Source organism: Mycolicibacter senuensis (assembly GCF_003284925.1).
Classification (GTDB): Bacteria; Actinomycetota; Actinomycetes; order Mycobacteriales; family Mycobacteriaceae; genus Mycobacterium; species Mycobacterium algericum_A.
In genome coordinates this window covers 65,650-86,964 of sequence record NZ_QMEX01000005.1, presented here as the reverse complement: position 1 = coordinate 86,964, position 21,315 = coordinate 65,650, and the positions used below count along the sequence as shown (strand labels likewise).

Sequence of the window (21,315 nt, the reverse complement as noted above, 5' to 3'; positions counted from 1 at the left end):
TACGTGTATGACGTCGATCAGGTGCCAGGTCGGCTACCGTTCCGGACTATGCGAGTTCTAGCCCTGGGGCAGGGGCACTGATGCGCACCCGCGGTTGGGGCGGCGATGTGCCCGCCAGCGACGAGGAGGCGGTGGCGCGGATCCTGGAAGCGACCCGGCGCACCATCGACGAACGCGGCGAGCAGACCAGCATCGCCGATGTGGCCCGTACCCTTGGCGTGACCCGCCAGACCGTCTACCGCTACTTCCCCAGCACCGAGGAGTTACTGTCGGCCACCGCGGTCGACGGCGTCGGGGATTTTCTGGACCAACTGGCCGCGGCACTTGCCGGAATCACCGATCCCGGGGATGCGGTCGCCGAAGGTGTCGCACTGACCCTGGAGCGACTCCCGGTCGACCCCTACGTCGGGCTGCTGTTGCGCGCGCAACCGCCCAGCGCGTTCGCCGTCACGGTGACCACCGACACCGGCCGCACCTTCGGGCATTCCATTCTCCAGCGGCTCGATGTCGACTGGTCCGGCTTCGACGAGCAGGCGATCGACGACATCATCGAGATGGTGTTGCGCACCTTGCAGTCGTTCATCTTGGCGCCGCTGCCCGCCCCGGGCGGCGAGTTGCGCCGGCTGCTGCGGCGGTGGATCGCGCCGGCGGTGACCGCGGCGCGCGGCGCTACGAAGGTGCGCGGGTCAGCGGGTAGCTGACGCCGGTGAGTTCTTCGGCGATCTGCCAGAGCCGTTGCTGTGCCTCGACGTCGTGGGCTCTGCGGGCGGCCCGGACCAGTACCGGCGGGCCGATCTGCTCGAAACGTCCCCCCGGGCCGTAGAACTGGCCACCGGTGGCACCCGGGTCGGTGGCCGCCCGCAGCATCGGCAACGCTCCGTCGGCGGGAGCCTGGGTGAACCAGCCCGTCAGAAAGCGGAAGCGCCGGTTGAAGACCCAGCGAATCGACCGGGACTGCTCGCGCAGGATCCCGGTGCGGGTGCCGCCGGGATGCGCGGCCAGCGAGATAGCCGGGCTGCCCGCCGTTTCCAGCCGCCGCTGCAGTTCGAATACCGCCATCAGCTGGGCGAGCTTGGACTGTGTGTAGGCCGCCGCCGGGCTGAACGAGGACTCCAACTGCAGATCGTCGAAGGAGATTCGGCCGCCCCGGCTGGTTTTGCTGTTCACCGCTACGATCCGCCCGGCCGGGGATACGAGCACCCGGTCGAGCAGCAGTCCGGTCAGTGCGAACGGCCCGAGGAAGTTCGTGCCGAAGTCACCTTCGAAGCCATCGGCCGTCAGCTGGCGCGTCTGGTGCATGACACCGGCGTTGTTGACGAGGATGTCGATGACGGGGTGGGCGGCCCGCAGCTTCTCGGCGCAGGCGTGCACCGACGCCAGGTCGCTGACATCCAGGTGCACCACGTCGATCCGCGCACCCGGAACCGTCCGCAGGATGTCATCGCGGGCCGCGTCGGCTGCGTCGAGGTTGCGGCAAGCCAGCACCACGTCGGCGCCGAGTGTGGCAAGCCCGCGGGCGACTTCGAGTCCGACGCCGGTGTTGGCTCCGGTCACGACGGCGGTCCGGCCGCGCTGGGGTGAACCCTGCTTCACAGTCCAGTCCGTCGCACTCACAGGCCGAACTATAGACGGGACACCACGATCTATGTGTATGGTCCTGAGTTGATGCACGATGACGTCGACCTGACCGACCTGGACCGGTTCACCGCCGGCTTCCCGCACCACGTGTTCGACGTGCTGCGCCGCGAATCACCGGTCTGGTTCCATCCGGCCACCGCCCACTGTCCGGGCGGCGAAGGATTCTGGGTGTTCAGCCGTTACGCCGATATCGTCGCCGCGGCCACCGACAACGAGACCTTCTCCTCGGAGACCGGCGGCGCGCGCGACGGCGGCGGCACCACCCTGGAGGACATGCCGCGGGGTTTCGCCGTCGGTGCGCTGCTGAACATGATGGACGATCCGCGGCACGCGAAATTCCGGAAGTTGCTGATGCCCAGCATGACTCCGCGGGCGCTGCGCGGGATCGAGCAGGATCTGCGCCGGCGCGCGGTGACGATCATCGACGCCGCGCTGGCCAAGCGGGAGTGCGACTTTTTGGTCGATGTCGCCGCGGAGCTGCCGCTGCAGGCAGTCGCCGAACTGGTGGGCGTACCGCAGGAAGACCGCCACGAGCTGATGAACTGGGCCAACGTCACGCTGGACTACGAGGACCGCGAAGTCGGCGAGGTCAGTGACCGGTTGGTGCAGGCCCATGCCCGGATGCACGCCTACGGCGCCGAGCTGCTGGAACGCAAGCGCGCCCGGCCCGCCGACGACCTGCTGTCGGTGGTGACGCACGCGGAGATCGACGACGAGCCGCTCACCGCCAACGAGCAGCAGATGTTCTTGAGCCTGATCATGGCCGCAGGCAGTGAGACGACCCGCAATTCGATCGCGATCGGCATGTCGGCACTCAGCGAGCATCCCGAGGCGTGGGAGCGGTTGCGCCGGGACCGGGAGCTGCTGCCGGTGGCCGTCGAGGAACTGCTGCGCTGGGCGTCGTCGACACCCTACAACCGGCGCACCGCGACCCGCGACGTCGAACTGCACGGACAGCAGATCCGGGCCGGCGACAAGGTGAGCCTGTGGTGGGCGTCGGCGAACCGGGACGACTCGGTGTTCGCCGGACCCTACATGTTTGACATCACCCGCAACCCTAACCCGCACTTGACGTTCGGGCGCGGCGTGCACTTCTGCCTCGGCTCGACGCTGGCCCGCCTGGAGATGCGGGTGATCTTCGACGTGCTACTCGACCGGGTGGGCACCGTGACCTTGACCGGCCCGATCGAGTACGTCCGCAGCAACAAGCACGCCGGGGTCCGGCACATGCCGGTCACCATCGAGCCGCGCTGAGGCCGGCCCTCGGCCCTGCATACCAAATTTTGGTATCGTGGCAGACATGGGCAAGAACACGTCCTTCGTGCTCGACGATCATTACCAGGCCTTCATCGACCAGGAGATCGCATCCGGACGCTACCGATCGGTCAGCGAGGTTATTCGCTCGGCATTGCGGCTGCTGGAGGATCGCGAAGCACAACTGCGGGCCCTGCGCACCGCCCTCGAGGACGGTGAACGTAGCGGCGAGTCGACGCCGTTTGACTTCGATGCCTTCCTCGACCGCAAGCGGACGGATGCGTCGCGTATCCGGTGACTGTTCGATACCTGCTCTCACCTGCCGCGCGAGCAGATCTGGAACAGATCTGGGATTACACCGCGGACCGCTGGGGCGTCGACCAGGCCGAAGAGTACCTGCGCGAGCTCCAGTACGCGATCGAACGTCTTGCCGCGAATCCACGGATCGGCCGAACCTGTGACGAGATCCGACCCGGCTATCGCAAACTATCGGCCGGATCCCACACGCTGTTCTATCGACTGACTGCCGACGCCGTCGTCGACGTAGTTCGGGTCTTGCACCAACGAATGGACACCGAGCGGCGTCTCTGAGGCTCGCAGCCTCCGCACCCCTACCCGCGCTGCAGGGTCGCGAACCGCTGGTCGGTGTAGCGGCGCAGATTCGACAGGAAGCGGCGAAACGCCAGGTTCATCAGCGGCCCGCTGAGCGGGGAGAACAGCCGCGCCGGCCCGGTCAACTTGTTGGCCAGGGTCCACGTGAGCCGACAACCCTGCGCGGTCGGTTCGATGCGATAGTCCTCGACGAAGACCGCCAACGCCGACGTAGAGCTCGCGTTGAACCGAAATGCCATGTGCCGACAGGGTTCCCAGGCGAGGAACTCCTCGTCGCCGACGATGCCGCCGCGCATGTCGACGAGCCGGGTGGTGCCGACACCGTGCGGTTTGGGGCTGGTCCAGCTCACGTTGGTGATCACTGACGCCCAGTGCGGCCAGGCGTCAGCGTCGGCCAGCACTTCCCACACCTGTTCGGGGGTGACGGCCAGCTCGACGCTGTTGCTGAACCGCTGCGGTGCCTGCTCGATGAAGCCGAGTTCGACACGCTCGCAGGGATACATCCGCGACAACGAATTTCCTTTCTGTACGTCGTGATTCAGCGCGCGCCACGCACCAGCCGGCCCGGGCGGGCGCCGGTGTCGGCGCCGTTGCGCCGGGTGACGGTACCGCTGACGATGGTGGCGTCGTATCCGCTCGCCCCTTGCAGCAGGCGGCGGCCCCCGGCCGGCAGGTCGTAGGCCATCCGGGCCGGGTGCAGGGTCAGCGCGGCCATGTCGATCACATTGAGGTCCGCCTTCTTCCCCACCTCGATGACGCCGCGATCGGTCAGCCCGAACAGGTGCGCGGTGTCGCGGCACTGCTTGCGCACCACGTATTCCAGCGGCAGTTTTTCGCCGCGGTGCCGGTCGCGGGCCCAGTGGGTGAGCAGGAAGGTCGGGTAGGAGGCATCGCAGATCAATCCGCAGTGCGCGCCGCCGTCGGACAGGCCCAGCACGCCGGCGGGGTGGGTGAGCATCTCGCGGATCGCGTCGTGGTTGCCGTCGGCGTAGTTGAAGAACGGCAGCATCAGCATGGCGCCGGCGTCATCGCGCAGCATCAGGCCATACAGCGTCGACAGCGGATCCTCACCGCGCGCCGCGGCGATCGCTGCCACCGAGCGGTCCGGTGTCGGCTCGTAGTCCGGCGGGTCGCCCAGGTCGTAGATGCGGTGCAGCGAATGCTGCACCAGCGCGAACATCCCGTCGAACTGCAGGGAAGTATCGACGGGCAGGTCGTCTTCGGCCAGGATGGCGGCCTTGACCGCCGGTTCGGCGAGCCGCTGCGCGAGTTCCTCGCGGCTGCACTGCGCTTTGAGCCGCCGGTAGGTCGGGCGGTGGGTGAACCCGTGGTGCCCGGGGAAACCCAGCAGCATCCCGAACGGCCGGGCGGCGATCTGCGGGTACAGCGCGCTGCCCGCCTGGTGGGCGGCGGCGGAGATGTCGAGCTGTTCGCGCCACAGGTTCGGGTCGGCGTCGACCTGGATCAGCGCGAACGACAGCGGGCGGTCGATCTCGGCGGCGAGGCGCTGCATCCACTCGAGTTCCTTCTTCGGCGCCACGATGTCCTCGCCGGCAGTGCCCTGCGGAGCCAGCTCGAACACCGCCTGACCCCCGGCGGCCATCGCGCGGCCCAGCCCGAACAGTTCGTCTTCGGCGGCAAAGGTGCCCGGCACCGGTTCGCCGTCCATCGCGCGGTGTGCCAGGGTGCGAGAGGTCGAAAAGCCCAGCGCCCCGGCCTCGATCGCCTCCTGCACCAGGGCGCTCATCGCGGCGATGTCATCGCCGCTGGCCGGTTCGTTGCGCGCACCACGGTCGCCCATGGCGTAGGCGCGGATCGCGCCGTGCGCGACCTGGCTGCCGACGTCGACGGCGAAGCTCTGCCGCTCGAGCGCATCCAGGTACTGCGGGTAGCTCTCCCATCCCCAGGTGATGCCTTCGGTCAGCGCGGTGCCGGGGATATCTTCCACGCCCTCCATCAGCTTGATCAGCCACTCCTCGCGGCCGGGGCGCACCGGGGCGAATCCGACCCCACAGTTGCCGCTGACGACCGTGGTCACACCGTGCCCGCTGGAGGGCTCCAGCAGGCTGTCCCAGCTCACCTGCCCGTCGTAGTGGGTGTGGATGTCGACGAACCCGGGGGCCACGATCCGGCCGGTGGCGTCGATCGTCTCGGCTGCCGCGCCGCTCAAGCCGGGATCGTCGGCTCCGGTGCGGCGCTGAACCGCGACGATTTTGCCGTCCCGGACGCCGATATCGGCCGGGTAGCGATCGGCTCCCGTCCCGTCGACGACGGTGCCACCGGTGATCGCGAGGTCGTACACAGCCGTCTCCTTCGAAGTACCGGGCGCGGCGACGAATGGTGTTGATCAATTTGTACACATTTCGTTAGTGTGTGCAAGTGCCCGGCGATGCAGGATCTTCAACGCTGCCGTCACCGCTGCTCACCGCCGCGACCGACACCTTGCGCCAGCTCGGTCCGCGGCGCTTCAGCCTGACGGCGGTCGCCGAGGCGGCGGGGGTGTCCCGCGGCACGGTGCACAACATCCTGGGCACCCGCCACGAAGCGATCGCCGCTGCGCTGGAGCAGCTGTCCTCGGCGTTCATCGCGACCATGGCCGCCGAGGTGAACCAGCAGCAGAGTCTGGCCGAACAGGTCGCGGCCGCGGCGGTGCTGATCTCGGCGCATCGCCGCCGATCGTCGGCCGAACCCCGCGCGATCAACCAGAGTGTGCTGGTGCTGCTGCTCGAACACGGCGGTGAGGAGCTGATGCGGCGCTCGGTGCAGTTGTGGACGCCACTGGTGCGCGCCGCACAACGCAGCGGGGAGGTCAGCGATGCCCTGGATCCGGGCCGCGCCAGCGAATGGATCGTGCGGCTGCTGTTCAGTTTCGAGTTGCTGCCGCCCATGCGGGTGAAGCTGGACAGCCCCCGCGCGGTGCGCCGCTTCGTGTGCGAGCACATCATCGACGGGCTGAGCGGAGCCGGCCATGGCTGACCCGGACCACGTGGTGGCGATCGTCGGCGCCGGCCCGGGCGGAATCGCCACCGCAAAACAACTCTTGGACGCCGGCATCAACGACTTCGTCATCCTGGAGCGAGCCGACGACTTCGGGGGCACCTGGCGCGACAACCACTATCCAGGCCTGGCAGTGGACATCCCGGTGATGTGGTACCAGTTGTCCTTCGCACCCAATCCGGATTGGAGCCGGCTGTTCGCTCCCGGCCCGGAGATCCATCGCTACCTGCGCGATACCGCCGCCCGGCTCGGTCTGTACGAGCATCTTCGTGCCCACTGCGATGTGACTCGGCAGGCGTGGGACGCCGCTGCACAGCTGTGGCGGCTCTCGATCAACGGCGGTCAGATGGTGTCGGCACGGTTCGTCATCAACTCGGTCGGCGGCTACGTCAACCCCAAGACCGCCATCCCGATCGACGGCATCGATGACTTCACCGGCACCGTACTGCGGCCCAACGCTTGGGACGACGGCTACGACACCGCGGGCAAGCGCATCGCGGTCATCGGTACCGGGTCGAGTGGCGTTCAGATCGCCGCCGCGCTGTCCGCCGGGGCGGCCACGCTGGAGATCTATCAACGCACGCCCGCGTGGCTATTACCCAAGATCGACTTCGCGATTCCGCGCCGGCTGCGCCCGCTGCTGCGGATGCGCTGGGCGGTCGGTGCCGTCAATCTGCTGGGCCGGCTGGCCATGGACATATTCATGGTGGGCCCGTTGGTGCACCTGATGGTGTACCTGCCGGACCGGGTGCTCATCCGGTTGATGCCACTCTACGACAGCTATTGTCGTGGGCTCTACCGGTTGCTGTTGCGTGCCAAGGTCGCCGATCCCGCGACCCGGCGCGCTCTCGTACCGCGCTACGGCCTGCTGGCCAAGCGGCCGGTGATCTCCAGTGCTTTCCTGCCGGCGCTGAACGACCCCAACACGCACCTGGTCACGACGCCCATCGAGCGCATCACCGCCACCGGTGTCCGCACCGTCGACGGAGTTGACCACCCGGCGGATCTGATCGTGGCCGCGACCGGCTACGAGCTGTGGACCGACCCCGAAACCTACCGCCCCGGAACGGTTCTGGGATCCGAGTGTTTCGACCTCGCCCACTACTACCGCAGCGACGGGCTGCGCAGCTACGCCGGCACCGCTCACCCCCGGCTGCCCAACCGCTGGGAGATCGTCGGCCCGCTCGGCTTCGTCGGCCTGGCCTGGATGGACTACGTCGAGACCATCGCCGCCCACGCGGTTCGGGTGATCACCGAAGCGCTCCGGCGCGGTGCCACCAGCGCGACAGTCAGCGACACCGCCTTTCAACGCTGGAATGACCTCATGCGCCGCCGCGGCAAGGCCGTGCACCTGTACCTGACCGCCTGCAATCCGGGCCTGTCCACGTATTTCGTCAACTCCCAGCACGAGACGGTCTATCACCGTCCCCAGACCATCACCGGCTCGCGCCGGTTCAGCCGGCGCTCTCCGCTGGCCGACTATGTATTTCGACAGCCAACCGGGGTTCCGCCGATCCCCGCCGACAGGGGGGACCTCAAGATATGAGCAACCGCATCGAACCGTTGACTCTCCACGTCGACGAGCGCCAACTCGACGACCTGCGACGTCGGCTCAGCAATATCCGCTGGCCCGCCGAAATCGGCGGTGCGGGTTGGGATTACGGCACCGAACAAGGGTTCCTCAAGAACGTGGTCGAGCACTGGCTGCACCGCTACGACTGGCGCCGTGTCGAATCCGAAGTCAATGCCATCGGCTCGTTCGTCACCGAGGCCGCCGGGCAGCGGGTGCACTTCCTGCATGCCCGAGCGACCGGCCCGAATGCCATTCCGCTGGTGATCACCCACGGCTGGCCCGGATCGATCGTCGAGTTCCTCGACGCAATCCCGTTGCTGCGGTCCCGTTTCCACGTCGTGGTCATCTCGATGCCCGGATACGGCTTCTCCGGGCCCACCCGGCAGCGCGGTGTCGACTCCGCGGCGGTTGCTGCCGCGGTCGCCGACGTGATGACACAACTGGGATACCACCGATACGTCGCGCAGGGCGGCGACTGGGGTGCCATCGTCACCCGCCACCTCGGCGAGCACTACGCCGATCGGGTCGCCGCCATCCACACCAACATGTGCTTCGCACCGCCCGACCGGGACGACCCGGAGTTGCTGGCCGCCGTGACCGAGACCGAGCAGGCCGCGATCGCCGCCGCGGCCCAACGGATGACCGACGGCATGGCCTACCTGAATCAGCAAGCCACCCGGCCGCATTCGCTGGGCTTCGGTCTGGACGACTCACCGGTGGGGCTGGCCGGCTGGATTCTGGAGAAGTTTCACGCCTGGTGCGACACCCGAGAAGGCATACCGATCAGCACCGATCGGCTCATCGACAACCTGATGTTCTACTGGCTGACGGCGACCGCGACCTCGGCGGCCCGGCTGTATTGCGAATCCACCCGGGCAGGCACCGGTCCGATCGGCACGTGGACCGGCCGGGTCGAGGTACCCACCGGGTATGCGGTCTATCCCTACGAGATTCTGCAAACACCGCGCGCCTGGGCGGCCCGCCGCTACAACCTGGTGCACTACTCGGTCGCGGACCGCGGCGGTCACTTCGCCGCCTTCGAACAGCCCGCGATCTTCGCCGCCGACCTGGGCAAGTTCGCCGACGTCCTGGTGCAACGGCAGGTGTTCTAACCGAGCGCTCAGCGCCGGGGAGTGGTTTGATGCCCTATGCCTCGTTTGACGTCGTTGAGCCGTTCGGTTGCGGGCAAGGTGGTTGTGGTGACCGGGGCCGCCAGCGGGATGGGCAGGGCAACCGCGCACCTGCTCGCCGATGAGGGCGCGGTGGTCGGTGTCGTCGACCGTGCCGCCGACGGGCTGGCGCGGGTGGCCGAGGAACTCCGCGACGCCGGCGCCCGGTGCCACGCCGTGGTCGCGGACGTCGGCACGGCCGAGGCCCCCGCAGCTGTCCTCGGCGAGGTTCGGGAGTCTCTCGGCCCGATCGACGGACTGGTCAACAACGCCGGGGTGAGCCTCCCCGCGCCGGTGGACAGCGACGACTTCGAGGGCGTGTGGGCCACCACGATGGCGATCAACCTGACCACCTACGCCCGGTTCGTCCGCGCCGCGCTGCCCGATCTGCGCCGGGAGGGTACCGGACGGATCGTCAACATAGCGTCCACCGAGGGTCTTGGCGCGACCGCCGGAATCGCACCGTATACGGTCGCGAAACACGGCGTGATCGGTCTGACGCGGTCGCTTGCGGTGGAACTCGGCCCGGCCGGGGTGACCGTCAACTGCGTGTGCCCGGGCCCGATCAACACCGGCATGACCGCCGCCATCCCGGACGAGCAGAAGGCGGTCTTTGCTCGCCGGCGCACGGCGCTGCGCCGTTACGGGGAGCCCGAAGAGGTCGCGCACGCGACGCTGTCGCTGCTGTTACCGGCCGCCTCGTACATCACCGGAGCGACACTCGTCGCCGACGGCGGGCTCACCATCCGCAATGCGTGAAAGGCGTCTCGGGCCGATGTACAGCGCACGATAAGCACTGTGCTCATTCGCATTTGACGGACACGCGCTCCAGTGCTCGGGCACCATGGCGGCATGGCAGCAGCCCCGAGGACGGTGCACACCTTCTGCAGGTACTGCCTGGCCTCCTGCGGCTTGGAGGTGACGGTCCAGGACAACCAGGTCCGTAAGATCTCCGCCGACAAGCACAACCCGCACAGCTGGCATGACTTCTGCGCCAAGGGCCGCACCGCCAATGAGCTGGTAGAACATCCGCGCCGGATCCTGCGGCCGATGCGACGGGTGGGCGACGCCTACGTCGAGGAGACCTGGGACGTGGCGATCCGCGACATCGCCGCGCGGATGAACGCCCTGATCGACGCGGGCGGGCCCGACACGATCGGCACCTACTACGGCAACCCATCCGGGCACTCGTCGTCGAACGTGATCTTCATGAACGCCTGGATGGACGCCGTCGGCACCCGCAACCGCTACGCCGTCGGCTCCGTCGACCAGAACGCGCTGCATGTGGTGGCCGAGGCGATGTTCGGATCGGCACTGATGGTGCCGGTCTCCGACGTCGACAACTGCGACTACTTCCTGCTGGTCGGCACCAATCCAGCGGTGAGCGGCTGGAACTGGCTGGAGACGGTCCCCGACGGCTGGCGCCGCGCGCTGGTCCGCCAACAGCGCGGCGCCACCCTCGTGGTGGTCGATCCGTTTCGCACCGAGTCCGCGGAGAAGGCCGACGTGCACCTGGCGGTGCGGCCCGGCCAGGACTGGGCGCTGCTGCTGGCGATGGTGAAGGTGATCCTCGACGAGGGCCGCGAGCACCGGCGCGACTGCACAGACCTCGCGACCGGTGTCCCGGAGCTGCGTCGGCTGGTGGCCGGCGCGGATCTGGATGACCTGGCCGACCGGTGCGGGATCGACCGGGACCTGATCGAGCGCACCGCGCGGGATTTTGCAGCGGCCCGCGGCGCCATGGTGGTCACGCGCACCGGGGTTTCGCAACACGCGGCGGGCACCGTCGGCGAATGGCTCGGCCAGGTGCTCAACGTGATCACCGGCCGGATGGACCGCCCGGGCGGGCGTCGCTTCGAACCGGGCTATTTCGACGCCCTGAAACTGGCCGAACTGGCCAAGACCAAGCCGCACGTCAGCCGGGTGGCAGGACGGCAGATGGTAGCCGGAGCGCACGCGTTGGCGGAATTGCCCGACGAGATCACCACACCGGGCCGCGGGCAGATCAAGGCAATGCTGATCAACTGCGGCAACCCGGTGGTGTCGGGCCCGGACGGGGCCAAACTGGACAAGGCGCTGGCCGAACTGGACCTGCTGGTTGTGATCGACCTCGTACAGCGGGAAAGTCACCGGCACGCGCACTGGCTGCTGCCCGCGGTGCACTGGCTCGAGCGCAACGACCTGTTGGCGTTCACCAGCAATATGCACGATCAACCGTTCGTCCAGTACGGCGCGAAGGTCATCGAGCCGCCGCCGGATGCCCGGCAGGAGTGGGAGATCTTCGTCGACCTCGCGATCGCGATGGGTAGACCACTGTTCGGGGCGAAGGCCCTCAACGGGTTCATCCAGGCGACCCGGCGGGTGGCGGCGGTGACGGGTCGCCCCGCGCTGGCGTTCGGTCCGCACTGGCTCGACCGCCTCATTGTGCGGATGTCGCGGAAGGTCAACGGCCGCCGGCTTACCTGGCGTGACCTGATGACCCACCCGCACGGGATAGTGCTGGGGCCGCGCGAGTTCGGCCACTTCAAGGACGCGTTGCGGACCGACGACAAAATGGTCCACGCGGCGCCGCCCGAGTTCCTGGCGCGGGCACGGGAATTGCTTGCTGACCCCAGTCCTCGCGCGCCGGAGGGTTTTCCGTTCCAGCTGGGGAACCGGCGCAATCGGCATTCGATGAACTCCTGGCTCAATGAGCTGCCCGGGCTGCACCGCTCCGGTAAACGCAACGAGGTCGTGATCAACACCGAGGACGCCGCCGCCCTCGGCATCGGCGGGGGCGACCGGGTGCGGGTGTTCTCCTCGGTCGGTGAGGTGAAACTGACGGCGACGCTGTCCGACCGACCGCGGCGTGGTCTGGTGATCATCGACCACGGCTGGGGTTCGCGGATCTTCGACCCGCGGGGTGGCCGAGCACCGGAGTCGTTCGGCGTCAACCGCAATCTGCTGGTCGACGGCGCGAGCCTCGACCCGCTGTCGCAGACGTCGGCGCTGAGTTCGTGCTACGTCGGGCTGGAACGGCTCTGAGCGAGCGCGGCGTGGCCGTCGACTGATCTCACTGCCGTTTTCGGCAGACACCGGCCCTCGCCGGTGAGATCATCGGCAACACACCATTCGATTTTCAAGTCCACAACGTAAGGGCGACAACATGGGCGAGCGGGTGATCGACCGGCTGATGGCTATCGCCGACCAGTTGCGTGCGCAGGCCGGCGAGGCGGAGCGCATCGGCCGGCTGACCGATCAGACCGTCACGGCGATGAAGGACGCGGGCTCAATCCGGCTGCTGCAATCAGCCAAACACGGCGGATACCAGGCACATCCGCGCGAGTGGGCCGAGACCGTGATGGCCACCGCGGCGCTTGATCCTTCGGCCGGATGGGTGGCCGGCGTGGTCGGCGTGCATCCCTACCAGCTGGCCTACGCGGATCCGCAGGTCGGCGACGAGGTGTGGGCCGATGACGTCGACACCTGGATGGCCTCACCGTATGCGCCGCAGGGCGTGGCCAGACCGGTCGACGGCGGTTATCTGTTCACCGGGCACTGGCAGTTCAGTTCCGGCACCGACCACTGCGACTGGATCATCCTCGGCGGCATGGTCGGCGACACCGAGGGTGTCCCGGTCATGCCGCCGGCCATTCTGCACGTGATCCTGCCGCGCAGCGACTACGAGATCGTCGACGACTCCTGGGACGTGGTGGGGCTGCGCGGAACCGGCTCCAAGGACGTCATCGTCAAAGACGCGTTCGTCCCCACTTACCGCACCATGGACGGCCTGAAGGTGATGGACGGCAGCGCCCAGCGCGAAGCCGGCATGACCGACCCGCTGTATCTGATGCCGTGGTCGACGATGTTTCCGCTCGGTATCTCCTCGGCGGTCATCGGCATCGCCGAGGGCGCACTGGCAGCCCATTTGGATTACCAACGGGAACGGGTGAGCGCCACCGGAACCGCGATCAAAGACGACCCCTACGTCATGTATGCCATCGGCGAGGCGGCCGCCGACATCAACGCCGCCCGACAAGAGCTACTGGCCAACGTCGACCGGATCTATGACATGGTCGCCGCCGGCGAGGAGGTCGGTTTCGCCGATCGCGCCGCCGGGCGCCGCACCCAGATCCGTGCGGTGTGGCGGGCCGTGGGAGCCGTCGACCAGATCTTCGCCCGCTCGGGAGGCAACGCGTTGCGGATGGACAAGCCGCTGCAACGGTATTGGCGCGACGCGCATGCGGGGCTCAACCATGCCATCCACGTGCCCGGCACCACGTTCCACGCCGCCGCGCTGAGTTCGCTGGGTATCGAGCCGGCCGGACCGCTCCGGGCGATGATCTAGGACCCCTACCCGCGTTCCGGGGCCAACCGCTTCAGGGCCAGCCCGCCCTCAAAAGGCCGGTAGCCGAATGCGGCCGGGGCGCGATAGCCGGTGTCTCCCAGCGGTGTCGCCACTTCGGCGACGGTTGGCCCTATCTCGGCGGCGACGGGAGCAAGCGCGTCGAGGTCGAAGCGGTACAGCCGGCCCGCGTTTCCGGCCAGGATCTTGCGGCACTCCTGCTCCGACCGGTCATGCAGTGCCCAGCGGATCGCCAGCTTGGAATGCGGCGCGAAGCCTTCCTCGTGGGGATAATCGCTGCCCCACATGATGTGGTCGGCTCCCAGGTAATCGATCATCGCCGCATCGTAAGGTGTCAGCTCACTGGCCAGATAGCAGTTCCGTCGGGCGTATTCGCTGGGGAGCATGGTCATCTCGTCAACGGACGAGCCGCCGAACATCCCGTAGGTGCGGTTGTTGGCCTCGGTCTTCATGGTGGGCACCATGGCGTCGAGCATCATCAGTTGCTGCTGCACCCATAAGGTGCCCTGCTCGGTCGGCACGAACCGCAGTTCCGGGTGCCGCTCGAAGACCCCGGCCAGGATCAGGTGGCTCAGCGTGCGCTGGGCCCACAGCGCCATCTCGGTGATCAGCACCGCGTTGGAGGCCGGCTGGTCCATCGGCATCTCGGGGCTGCCGGCCCCGGCGTGCTGTACCACCGTCAGGTCCAAGTCCGCGCACAGCGCCCAGATCGGCTCGTAGCGGGTGTGAAACAGCGGAGCCACCTGCGGGTCGCCCGGTGAGACGGCCGGGATCAGCACACCGCCGAAGCACTCCAGCCCGGCACCCCAGCGGATCTCGTTGAGCGCCAGGTCGATGTCGTTGGGGAAGATCTGGATCAACCCGCGCCGCCGCGCGGGTGCCAATGCGCAGAAGTCGACCTGCCACCGGTTGTGGGCCTGTACCCCGGCCCATCGCTGCTCGAACTCATCACGGGTGCGGGGCAGGCTGATGGTGATGTTGGGCGTGGTCGGAAAGAACGGCGGAACGGTGTTGGGCAGCAATACCTCGCCTGCCACCCCGTCGGCGTCCATCTCGGTGATCCGCAACTCGTGGTCCCAGTTGCGGTTGGCGGTGGCGACGATCAGGTCGTCGAACGGGCTGCTGTAGGTCTTTGCCCAGGCATCGAAATCGTCGTGGAGGCGCGCGGGCAGATACGGCTTGTAGTCGTAGAGATCGGCTCCGGCGTGGGTGTCGGTCGAGATGACGACGTACCGGTCGATCGCGTCCCACTTTGCAGTCATGGCTTCCTCAGTTCCGCTCGAGACTCCGTCGCCGTCGCGTTGCGGGCCGGTCAGCCCGGGACGGCGGCCTGCAACACGGCGAGCGCCGCGGTGCTCAACCGGGCCAGTTCCGCGGCCTCGTCCGGGGCCAGGGCGGCGGCGAACAGTTCCGCCATCCGCCGGTTGGTGGCCGCTTCGATCTGGGCGTAGCGGTCCTTCTTGTCCGCGCCGTCGGCGAACGGCTCGGGCCAGCCGAACATCGTGGCGTACTGCGGCCCCTTGTTGAGCATGTGCGCCTCGATCGGGGTGATGCCGGAGATGGTCAGCGCGTTGAAATGCACACCGGCGCGCAGTTCTCGCAGCACGAACATCACCTGCAGCGCCCTCCCCGCGGCGTCGTCGGCCAACGGCATCGCGCGCCAGCCGGCGAACAACGGCAGGCCCGCCGGCGGTGTCGCCGCGATGACCTTCTCCCCGAGTGCGGCGATCCGATCCAGCCCCTGGGCACCGGAGAGGTACTTGCGCCCGAACTCGGCCGTTTGGCTCCAATATTGTTGCGCCGCGGCGGCAGCGCCGCGCACCGCGACGCCCTCGTCCCACATGGCGCTCAGTCCGGTCGGTTCGAACACCGCGAACACCGCACCGACGGCGTCACCGGTGGCCTCGCCCAGCACGCCGCCGCGCCCGGCGACGTAGCCGGCCAGCGGGTTCTGATAGCCGGTGGCGATGCTGCCCGCGAAGGTCTCCGGGTGCAGCATGAACACCGCGACGGCCTGCTCCATCGCCGCTCCGGCGGCTGCGGCCGACTTCTCGATGTCGCTCATGGGTTCGGCTCCTCCCGACCAGGGCAGCCTATCCCCCGGGCCGTGCGCATCCGGCTAAAGTGGCCGAAGATGAGTATCGTCGCCCTGCGCACCGAGCTGCCGATTCCGGCCGAACGCGCCGCGGCACTGGCGCGGAAGCCCGAATTGATGCAATTCGTTTTGGCCCCGTTGCTCACGATGCGCCCCTTGGCAGCCCCCGATCGCGTCGAGGTGGGCACCCGGGTGTCGACGCGGCTGTGGTGGTTCGGCGTGATCCCGTCCTGGAGGCATCACCTCGAGATCAAAGAACTCGAGGATCTGATGATCTACACCAACGAGCACGGCGGCCCGGTGCGGACCTGGAATCATCGCCTCACGTTCACGCCGCTCGACGAGCAGCGCTGCCGCTACACCGATGAGATCGAGACCGTCGACGGCGTCACCGGCTGGGGCACCCGGCTGTTCATCCGGCTGTTGTTCGCCCATCGGCACCGCCGCTGGCGCATGCTGGCGCCGCTGCTCGCTTAACCGGCTCGGGCCGGGCGAGGGCACGGAATCTTCGGTCGTCGAGTCCGCGCGCTAGGGTGCTTGGGTCGGGCGCAGCAAACACACCGACAGAACGGTTGAGTCAATTCATGACCGCAGCACAGGCATCGCCGATGGAAGCACGGGTCGGCCACTACTACCAGATGGACGGCACCTATCTGGTCGGCCGCGAGAAGGTCCGCGAGTACGCCCGCGCGGTGCAGGATTACCACCCCGCGCACTGGGACGTCGCCGCCGCCGCGGAAATGGGCTATCCGGACGTGGTGGCACCGCTGACTTTCACCTCGGCTCCGGGCATGCAGTGCAACCGCCGGATGTTCGAGTCGGTGGTCGTCGGTTACGACACCTACATGCAGACCGAAGAGGTCTTCGAGCAGCACCGGCCGATCGTCGCCGGGGACGAGCTGAAGATCGACGTCGAGCTGACGTCGGTACGCCGGATCGCCGGACGAGACCTGATCACCGTCACCAACACCTTCACCAACACCGCCGGCGAGCGGGTGCACACCCTGCACACCACCGTCGTCGGGGTGACCGCCGAGGACATCGACCCGGCCATCAAGACCGCCGTGCACAACGCGATGATGCACGACGTCAACATCCTCGGCGTCGGCGAATCCGAGGCCGGCTACGAAAAAACGGTGCGACCCGAAGGCGAGGTCCACATCGCCGACGGCGGCCTGACCCGCACCCCGGCCACACCGTCGTTCGACGAGCTGAAGGTCGGCGACCCGCTCCCGGTGCGCCACACCCGGCTCTCGCGGGGCGACCTGGTGAACTACGCCGGGGTGGCCGGTGACGCCAACCCGATCCACTGGGACGAGGAGATCGCCAAGCTGGCCGGGCTGCCCGATGTGATCGCCCACGGCATGCTCACCATGGGGTTGGGCGCCGGTTTCGCCTCCGCCTGGACCGGCGACCCCGGTGCGGTCACCCGCTACGCGGTACGGCTGTCCGCGCCCGCGGTCGTGTCGGCCAAGGAGGGCGCCGACATCGAGTTCAGCGGCAAGATCAAGTCGCTGGATCCCGAGACCCGCACCGGCGTCATCTTGGTCGGCGCGAAATCCGGTGACAAGAAGATCTTCGGCCTGGCGACATTGCACGTCCGGTTCCGCTAGTTGGGCGCAGTGACAGCCGGCCTCGCCGGCGACGACGATCGGTGGTGGCCGCGCCAGAACTGGTCGGCGATACCACGGGGTGGCCGCGGGCCGCGCAACTCGTGGTCGGGGTACGTGCGGATGTTGCGCTGGGCCGCGAGCCGGAGACGACCGTGACCGATCCGTTCGACAACTACACCGACCTCACCATCTGTGGCGGCCCGGTGCGGGTCTACCGCGCCGGCGATACCGGACCGCCCCTGCTGTTGCTGCACGGCGCGATGCTCGATACCGCGCAGGGGGTGTGGCGCCGAGTCGCCCCGGAGCTGGCAGCCGACTACCGCGTGCACCTGATCGATCTGCCCCGCCACGGGGCCAGCAGGCCGTGGCACGGGGTGCTCGACGACGCGTTCTTCCGCCGCTTCCTGCGCGAGTTGCTCGACGTGCTGGAGCTGCCGCAGGTGGCGCTGATCGGGTTGTCGCTGGGCGCCGGGATCGCCACCGGCTTCGCCCTTGAGCATCCCGAGCGCGTCAGCGCCCTGGTCGCGATCGGGCCCGGTGGACTCGACGCGAAGCGCCCGGCGCAGTTGCTGACCTGGTTGGTCATGCGCACACCGGGCCTGCTGCGCGCCGCCAGCTGGTATCTGGCCCGGTTTCCCGGCGCCATCCGCCGGTCCATGCTCGCCAACCTGGCTGCCGGAGAACGGACCCCGGATTTCGAGGAGATCATGGCCGCGGTGGTGGGCGAGGCCCGCGCCAAGCACCGGCACGGCGAGAAGGCCTTGGACGACTGGCAGATCGAAGCCTACGGCCCGCGCTCGATGCGACTGAACCTGCTGCCCGAGTTGCCGCGACTGTCGGTGCCGACCCTGTGGGTCCGCGGCGCCGACGATCCGCTGGTCGGCGCCGCCCAGCTGGCCGCGGCCCATGCCGCCGCACCGCAATCCCGGCTGGTCACCATCGCCGGCGCCGGGCACATCGTCACCTACGACCGGCCCGAGGAGTTCACTCGCCTGGTGCGGGAGTTCCTCGAATCCGTCCCATAACTCCGTCGACCAGCAGGGCGCGGCTCTCGGCACTGCCGTCGAGGCGGCGGTTGATACGTGTGACGATCTGCCAGGACGCTTCGGACCCCCGCCGGAGGTGGAAATAGTTGACGCCCCCGCGCGCCACCTGATAGCCGGTCTCGCGTTTGACCAGCAGCGTCGAGTCGCACACCGCCACCGCGTCATCGCCGTGCACGGTGACCACCGCCGGGCCCAGGAAATGCACGCAACCACCGTTGATCAGCTCCTGATGCCCCGACGAGCGCACCATCGCCGCAATATCGTTGCGGCCCTGCATCAGCCAGTTCTCGACGTCATAGACGCCGTCGTCACACCAGAGGGCGGCGGTGGCGTCGGCATCCCCGGCATCCACCAGCGGGCCGTAGGAGGCGATCAGGCGCTCGATGGCGCGTTCGTCTTCGATGCGTTGCAGCCGGCGTTCGAGGTCGGCGAGCCGTTGTTCGGTCACGAACCTTCCTCGGCCAGGTTCGTCAGCTGCGCGAGTGCTGCCAGCTGGTCGCAGAAATGCCCCACCGATTGCGCCGAGATCACACAGCTGACATCCGTCGCCCCCGCTTCGGCCAGCCGCTCGATCTGATCGGTGGCGTGTTGCGGGGCGCCGATCGGGTCCAGCGGCAGTGTCGCCAGCACGACGGCGAAGTCACCGGGAACAGCTATGGAGCCAAGCATTTTCGCGATCTCGTCCACCGTAAGGCCGAACGGCGTCCAGCCGTCACCCAGTTCGACCGCCCGTCGCAGCGAGCGCCTGGTTCGGCCGCCCACCCAGATCGGCACCCGCGGTTGCACCGCACACGGCTCCACGATCAGCGAGTCGTATCGGTAGTAGTCGCCGTGGTAGGCGGGACGGCTGGTCGACAACGACGCGCGCAGTGCCTTCATCGCGTCGTCGGCACGGGCGCCGCGCTCCTCCCAGGCGCAGCCGAGCAGGTCGAACTCCTCCCGCAGCGAACCGACGCCCACGCCGAGGGTGAGCCGGCCGCCGCTGATCCGATCCAGGGTGCCGTAGCGCTTGGCGATCTCTAGCGGGTGGTGGTATCCGAGCACCAGCACAGAGGTGACCAGCCTGATCCGTCGGGTGCGTGCGGCGAGAAACGATAAGGTGGCCAACGGGTCCCAGTACGTCGCGCCGCGCAACGCCGCCACTTCGACGGGCACCGCGACGTGTTCCGAGCAAGTGAGGTGGGAGTAGCCGAGTTCATCGGCGGCCGTGGCGATCTCGGCGATGTCGTCGATACCGCCGTCGGCTTCCCACTCGGAGGCGGTGCCGGGCACCTGGATGACCACCGGCGTGAACAGGCCGACGCGCATCAACGAGCCCGGCGAACGTCGTACCGCAATCGGTTCATGCACTTTCCTTGCGCTGCGTGGCCGAGGTAGCCTTGCGAGAAACTAAAGTGAATTTTAGTTATGGAGGCTGCTGTTGTCCAGCGGTGAGGCACCGGCCTGGGGCCCGCAGTACGGACCCTGGGCCGTGATCGCGGGCGGTTCCGAAGGTGTCGGGGCCGAGTTCGCGCTGTTGTTGGCCCGCGCGGGAATCGACCTGGTCCTGATCGCACGCAAACCGGAACCGCTGCACCACACCGCTGACCGCTGCCGCCAACTCGGCGTGGACGTCCGCGAACTGGCGCTGGATCTGTCGCAGGCCGACAGCATCGAGCAGATCCGCTCGGCCACGACGGGTCTCGAGGTCGGCCTGCTGATCTACAACGCCGGCGCCAACACCCACAGCGCGGAGTTCCTCGACGGCGATCTGGCGGCCTTCCAGCAGGTGATCGACCTGAATGTGACGACTCCGCTGGCACTGATCCATCACTTCGCCGGCCCGATGCGTGCTCGCCGTCGCGGCGGTGTGCTGCTGGTCGGCTCGCTCACCGGCTACCAGGGTTCGGCGCGGCACAGCGTGTACGGCGGCGTGAAGGCCTTCACCCGGATCTACGCCGAGGGCCTGTGGCTGGAGTTGCGCGAACACAACGTGCATGTGCTCGAACTGGTGCTCGGCGTCACCAGGACACCGGCCATGCAGCGGGTGGGGCTCAACTTCGACATCCCCGGGATGCCGGTCTCCGATCCGGCCGACGTCGCCCGCGAGGGACTGGCCCAGCTCCCCCACGGCCCGGTGCACGTCGTCTCGGCTCATGCCGGCAATCCCGCGCTGCGCGCCACGCCCGACCGGGCCGCAGCCATACTCGCGTCCCATCGGATGATGCAGAAGCTGCTCGGCGGCAGGCCCACCCCCGACTCCGATGCCCCGCCCACCGGTTGATCGCGAGCCGGCGGCTCCCAGAACGGCCGCCCAGCGACGGCGCTGCGAACGGATACTCGCCACCGCCGCCCGACTCGGCGCCCGCCACGGGCTGGAGGCGGTCCGGATGCAGGCTGTGGCGGATCAATCCGGCGTTTCGATCACCACCGTCTACCGCTACTACCCGACGAAGCATCACCTGTTCAGCGCGCTGCTGTTGCACTACACCCGATCCATCACGCCGCCGGAGCCGGTGACCGGCTGTCCAACAGCCGATGTCAGCGAACTCATGGCCGGTATCTGCCGGTCCATGCTCGCCCGACCCCGGTTGGCCCGCGCGATGATCACTTCGGTCAATGCCCGGCGAGCCGAGTCCAGAGCGGCCGGCGATTTCAATCTGCGCGAGATCATCCTGTCGGTCGCCGGGATCACCCGACCCGCACCGCAGGACGCCCAGCTTGCGCTGCTGGTCGAGCAGTGCGCCTATGGCGTCTTGTCGTGGGCGGTGATGGGTGAGACCACGCCGGCGCAAGCCGAAACCGACATGCGCCGCGCGTGCGAACTGCTGCTGGCACCCTGGCGCAAAACCTAGCTCCGCGTCACCGATGTATAGCAGGTTTTCATGCCGCGCACAGCTAGTTCTACGCTGATCCAACGGGGACACCTCCCCGACGCGAAAGGCCGGCTCCTGCGAACCAGACTGACACCCAACGTATTTCGAAACGCGCCCC

Annotated in this window: 22 protein-coding genes; 15 read left to right on the top strand and 7 right to left on the bottom strand. The window is 68.1% G+C overall.

The features are described 5' to 3' along the window. The first annotated feature begins 80 nt into the window (after positions 1-80). Positions 81-701: a TetR/AcrR family transcriptional regulator gene (locus tag DQP56_RS03665; RefSeq protein WP_112683623.1), complete on the top strand. Its 621-nt coding sequence runs from the start codon at positions 81-83 to the stop codon at positions 699-701. Here DQP56_RS03665 and DQP56_RS03660 read toward each other — a convergent pair. Beyond that, complete coding sequence (locus tag DQP56_RS03660; RefSeq protein ID WP_112683622.1) at positions 670-1,614, bottom strand: oxidoreductase; 945 nt, start codon at positions 1,612-1,614, stop codon at positions 670-672. The two genes, DQP56_RS03665 and DQP56_RS03660, sit on opposite strands and share 32 nt — an antisense overlap. Positions 1,615-1,665: 51 nt before the next feature. Here DQP56_RS03660 and DQP56_RS03655 point away from each other — a divergent pair, with 51 nt between their 5' ends. From DQP56_RS03655 to DQP56_RS03645, 3 genes are read left to right on the top strand one after another with little or no spacing between them, the layout of a single operon-like run. Next, positions 1,666-2,892 (top strand): cytochrome P450, encoded by a 1,227-nt coding sequence (locus DQP56_RS03655; protein WP_112683621.1) that lies wholly within the window; start codon positions 1,666-1,668, stop codon positions 2,890-2,892. A gap of 46 nt (positions 2,893-2,938) precedes the next feature. After that, on the top strand, positions 2,939-3,190 hold the full coding sequence (locus DQP56_RS03650) for a type II toxin-antitoxin system ParD family antitoxin (RefSeq protein WP_112683620.1): 252 nt from the start codon (positions 2,939-2,941) through the stop codon (positions 3,188-3,190). Beyond that, positions 3,187-3,483 (top strand): type II toxin-antitoxin system RelE/ParE family toxin, encoded by a 297-nt coding sequence (locus DQP56_RS03645; RefSeq protein ID WP_112683619.1) that lies wholly within the window; start codon positions 3,187-3,189, stop codon positions 3,481-3,483. The genes DQP56_RS03650 and DQP56_RS03645 overlap by 4 nt, the downstream gene beginning before the upstream one ends. A gap of 20 nt (positions 3,484-3,503) precedes the next feature. Here DQP56_RS03645 and DQP56_RS03640 read toward each other — a convergent pair whose 3' ends face one another. Together DQP56_RS03640 and DQP56_RS03635 are read right to left on the bottom strand one after the other, a co-directional pair. Further along, positions 3,504-4,007 carry an SRPBCC family protein gene (locus DQP56_RS03640; RefSeq protein WP_112683618.1) on the bottom strand — a complete coding sequence of 168 codons (504 nt, stop codon included), beginning with the start codon at positions 4,005-4,007 and terminating at the stop codon, positions 3,504-3,506. A 35-nt stretch (positions 4,008-4,042) separates the two neighbouring features. Next, positions 4,043-5,806, bottom strand: a complete 1,764-nt coding sequence (locus DQP56_RS03635; protein WP_112683617.1) for an N-acyl-D-amino-acid deacylase family protein — start codon at positions 5,804-5,806, stop codon at positions 4,043-4,045. 77 nt (positions 5,807-5,883) lie between these two features. On the opposite strand from DQP56_RS03635, the gene DQP56_RS03630 reads away from it, so the two are divergent. The 6 genes from DQP56_RS03630 to DQP56_RS03605 all read left to right on the top strand — a co-directional run bounded on the left by DQP56_RS03630 (position 5,884) and on the right by DQP56_RS03605 (position 13,570). Further along, positions 5,884-6,480, top strand: a complete 597-nt coding sequence (locus DQP56_RS03630) for a TetR/AcrR family transcriptional regulator (protein ID WP_112683616.1) — start codon at positions 5,884-5,886, stop codon at positions 6,478-6,480. Further along, complete coding sequence (locus DQP56_RS03625; RefSeq protein ID WP_112683615.1) at positions 6,473-8,047, top strand: flavin-containing monooxygenase; 1,575 nt, start codon at positions 6,473-6,475, stop codon at positions 8,045-8,047. Before DQP56_RS03630 ends, DQP56_RS03625 begins: the two co-directional genes overlap by 8 nt. Further along, on the top strand, positions 8,044-9,186 hold the full coding sequence (locus DQP56_RS03620) for an epoxide hydrolase family protein (RefSeq protein WP_112683614.1): 1,143 nt from the start codon (positions 8,044-8,046) through the stop codon (positions 9,184-9,186). Before DQP56_RS03625 ends, DQP56_RS03620 begins: the two co-directional genes overlap by 4 nt. Before the next feature lie 87 nt (positions 9,187-9,273). Next, positions 9,274-10,002 (top strand): SDR family NAD(P)-dependent oxidoreductase, encoded by a 729-nt coding sequence (locus DQP56_RS03615; protein WP_205868789.1) that lies wholly within the window; start codon positions 9,274-9,276, stop codon positions 10,000-10,002. A gap of 93 nt (positions 10,003-10,095) precedes the next feature. Beyond that, a complete protein-coding gene (locus DQP56_RS03610) occupies positions 10,096-12,267 on the top strand; it encodes a molybdopterin-containing oxidoreductase family protein (protein WP_112683612.1) in 2,172 nt (723 codons plus the stop codon). 121 nt (positions 12,268-12,388) lie between these two features. Beyond that, complete coding sequence (locus DQP56_RS03605) at positions 12,389-13,570, top strand: acyl-CoA dehydrogenase family protein (RefSeq protein WP_112683611.1); 1,182 nt, start codon at positions 12,389-12,391, stop codon at positions 13,568-13,570. Positions 13,571-13,575: 5 nt separating this feature from the next. Here DQP56_RS03605 and DQP56_RS03600 read toward each other — a convergent pair whose 3' ends face one another. Together DQP56_RS03600 and DQP56_RS03595 are read right to left on the bottom strand one after the other, a co-directional pair. Next, positions 13,576-14,850: an amidohydrolase family protein gene (locus tag DQP56_RS03600; RefSeq protein ID WP_112683610.1), complete on the bottom strand. Its 1,275-nt coding sequence runs from the start codon at positions 14,848-14,850 to the stop codon at positions 13,576-13,578. A gap of 50 nt (positions 14,851-14,900) precedes the next feature. After that, a complete protein-coding gene (locus tag DQP56_RS03595) occupies positions 14,901-15,653 on the bottom strand; it encodes an SCO6745 family protein (protein ID WP_112683609.1) in 753 nt (250 codons plus the stop codon). Between the two features lie 69 nt (positions 15,654-15,722). Here DQP56_RS03595 and DQP56_RS03590 point away from each other — a divergent pair, with 69 nt between their 5' ends. From DQP56_RS03590 to DQP56_RS03580, 3 genes are all read left to right on the top strand, one after another. Further along, a complete protein-coding gene (locus DQP56_RS03590; protein WP_112683608.1) occupies positions 15,723-16,160 on the top strand; it encodes an Rv1443c family protein in 438 nt (145 codons plus the stop codon). Positions 16,161-16,267: 107 nt separating this feature from the next. After that, positions 16,268-17,296: a fused (3R)-hydroxyacyl-ACP dehydratase subunits HadA/HadB gene (locus tag DQP56_RS03585; protein ID WP_112683607.1), complete on the top strand. Its 1,029-nt coding sequence runs from the start codon at positions 16,268-16,270 to the stop codon at positions 17,294-17,296. A 44-nt stretch (positions 17,297-17,340) separates the two neighbouring features. After that, positions 17,341-18,321: an alpha/beta fold hydrolase gene (locus DQP56_RS03580; protein WP_234825491.1), complete on the top strand. Its 981-nt coding sequence runs from the start codon at positions 17,341-17,343 to the stop codon at positions 18,319-18,321. Here DQP56_RS03580 and DQP56_RS03575 read toward each other — a convergent pair. Continuing rightward, on the bottom strand, positions 18,281-18,790 hold the full coding sequence (locus DQP56_RS03575) for a nuclear transport factor 2 family protein (protein WP_112683606.1): 510 nt from the start codon (positions 18,788-18,790) through the stop codon (positions 18,281-18,283). The two genes, DQP56_RS03580 and DQP56_RS03575, sit on opposite strands and share 41 nt — an antisense overlap. Next, positions 18,787-19,650, bottom strand: coding sequence for an LLM class F420-dependent oxidoreductase (locus DQP56_RS03570; protein WP_112683605.1), 864 nt, complete (start codon positions 19,648-19,650; stop codon positions 18,787-18,789). Before DQP56_RS03570 ends, DQP56_RS03575 begins: the two co-directional genes overlap by 4 nt. Positions 19,651-19,762: 112 nt before the next feature. Here DQP56_RS03570 and DQP56_RS03565 point away from each other — a divergent pair, with 112 nt between their 5' ends. Then, positions 19,763-20,605, top strand: a complete 843-nt coding sequence (locus tag DQP56_RS03565) for an SDR family NAD(P)-dependent oxidoreductase (RefSeq protein WP_112683604.1) — start codon at positions 19,763-19,765, stop codon at positions 20,603-20,605. Then, the gene (locus tag DQP56_RS03560; RefSeq protein WP_165824889.1) at positions 20,586-21,176 is read left to right on the top strand and encodes a TetR/AcrR family transcriptional regulator; all 591 of its coding nucleotides are present in this window, start codon (positions 20,586-20,588) and stop codon (positions 21,174-21,176) included. Before DQP56_RS03565 ends, DQP56_RS03560 begins: the two co-directional genes overlap by 20 nt. The last annotated feature ends 139 nt before the right edge of the window (positions 21,177-21,315 follow it).

Coding starts and splice junctions, on each gene's coding strand:
- DQP56_RS03665 (WP_112683623.1), top strand. CDS start 81: ATGCGCACCCGCGGTTGGGGCGGCGATGTGCCCGCCAGCGACGAGGAG.
- DQP56_RS03655 (WP_112683621.1), top strand. CDS start 1,666: ATGCACGATGACGTCGACCTGACCGACCTGGACCGGTTCACCGCCGGC.
- DQP56_RS03650 (WP_112683620.1), top strand. CDS start 2,939: ATGGGCAAGAACACGTCCTTCGTGCTCGACGATCATTACCAGGCCTTC.
- DQP56_RS03640 (WP_112683618.1), bottom strand. CDS start 4,007: ATGTATCCCTGCGAGCGTGTCGAACTCGGCTTCATCGAGCAGGCACCG.
- DQP56_RS03625 (WP_112683615.1), top strand. CDS start 6,473: ATGGCTGACCCGGACCACGTGGTGGCGATCGTCGGCGCCGGCCCGGGC.
- DQP56_RS03620 (WP_112683614.1), top strand. CDS start 8,044: ATGAGCAACCGCATCGAACCGTTGACTCTCCACGTCGACGAGCGCCAA.
- DQP56_RS03610 (WP_112683612.1), top strand. CDS start 10,096: ATGGCAGCAGCCCCGAGGACGGTGCACACCTTCTGCAGGTACTGCCTG.
- DQP56_RS03605 (WP_112683611.1), top strand. CDS start 12,389: ATGGGCGAGCGGGTGATCGACCGGCTGATGGCTATCGCCGACCAGTTG.
- DQP56_RS03600 (WP_112683610.1), bottom strand. CDS start 14,850: ATGACTGCAAAGTGGGACGCGATCGACCGGTACGTCGTCATCTCGACC.
- DQP56_RS03595 (WP_112683609.1), bottom strand. CDS start 15,653: ATGAGCGACATCGAGAAGTCGGCCGCAGCCGCCGGAGCGGCGATGGAG.
- DQP56_RS03590 (WP_112683608.1), top strand. CDS start 15,723: ATGAGTATCGTCGCCCTGCGCACCGAGCTGCCGATTCCGGCCGAACGC.
- DQP56_RS03585 (WP_112683607.1), top strand. CDS start 16,268: ATGACCGCAGCACAGGCATCGCCGATGGAAGCACGGGTCGGCCACTAC.
- DQP56_RS03570 (WP_112683605.1), bottom strand. CDS start 19,650: ATGCGCGTCGGCCTGTTCACGCCGGTGGTCATCCAGGTGCCCGGCACC.
- DQP56_RS03560 (WP_165824889.1), top strand. CDS start 20,586: ATGCCCCGCCCACCGGTTGATCGCGAGCCGGCGGCTCCCAGAACGGCC.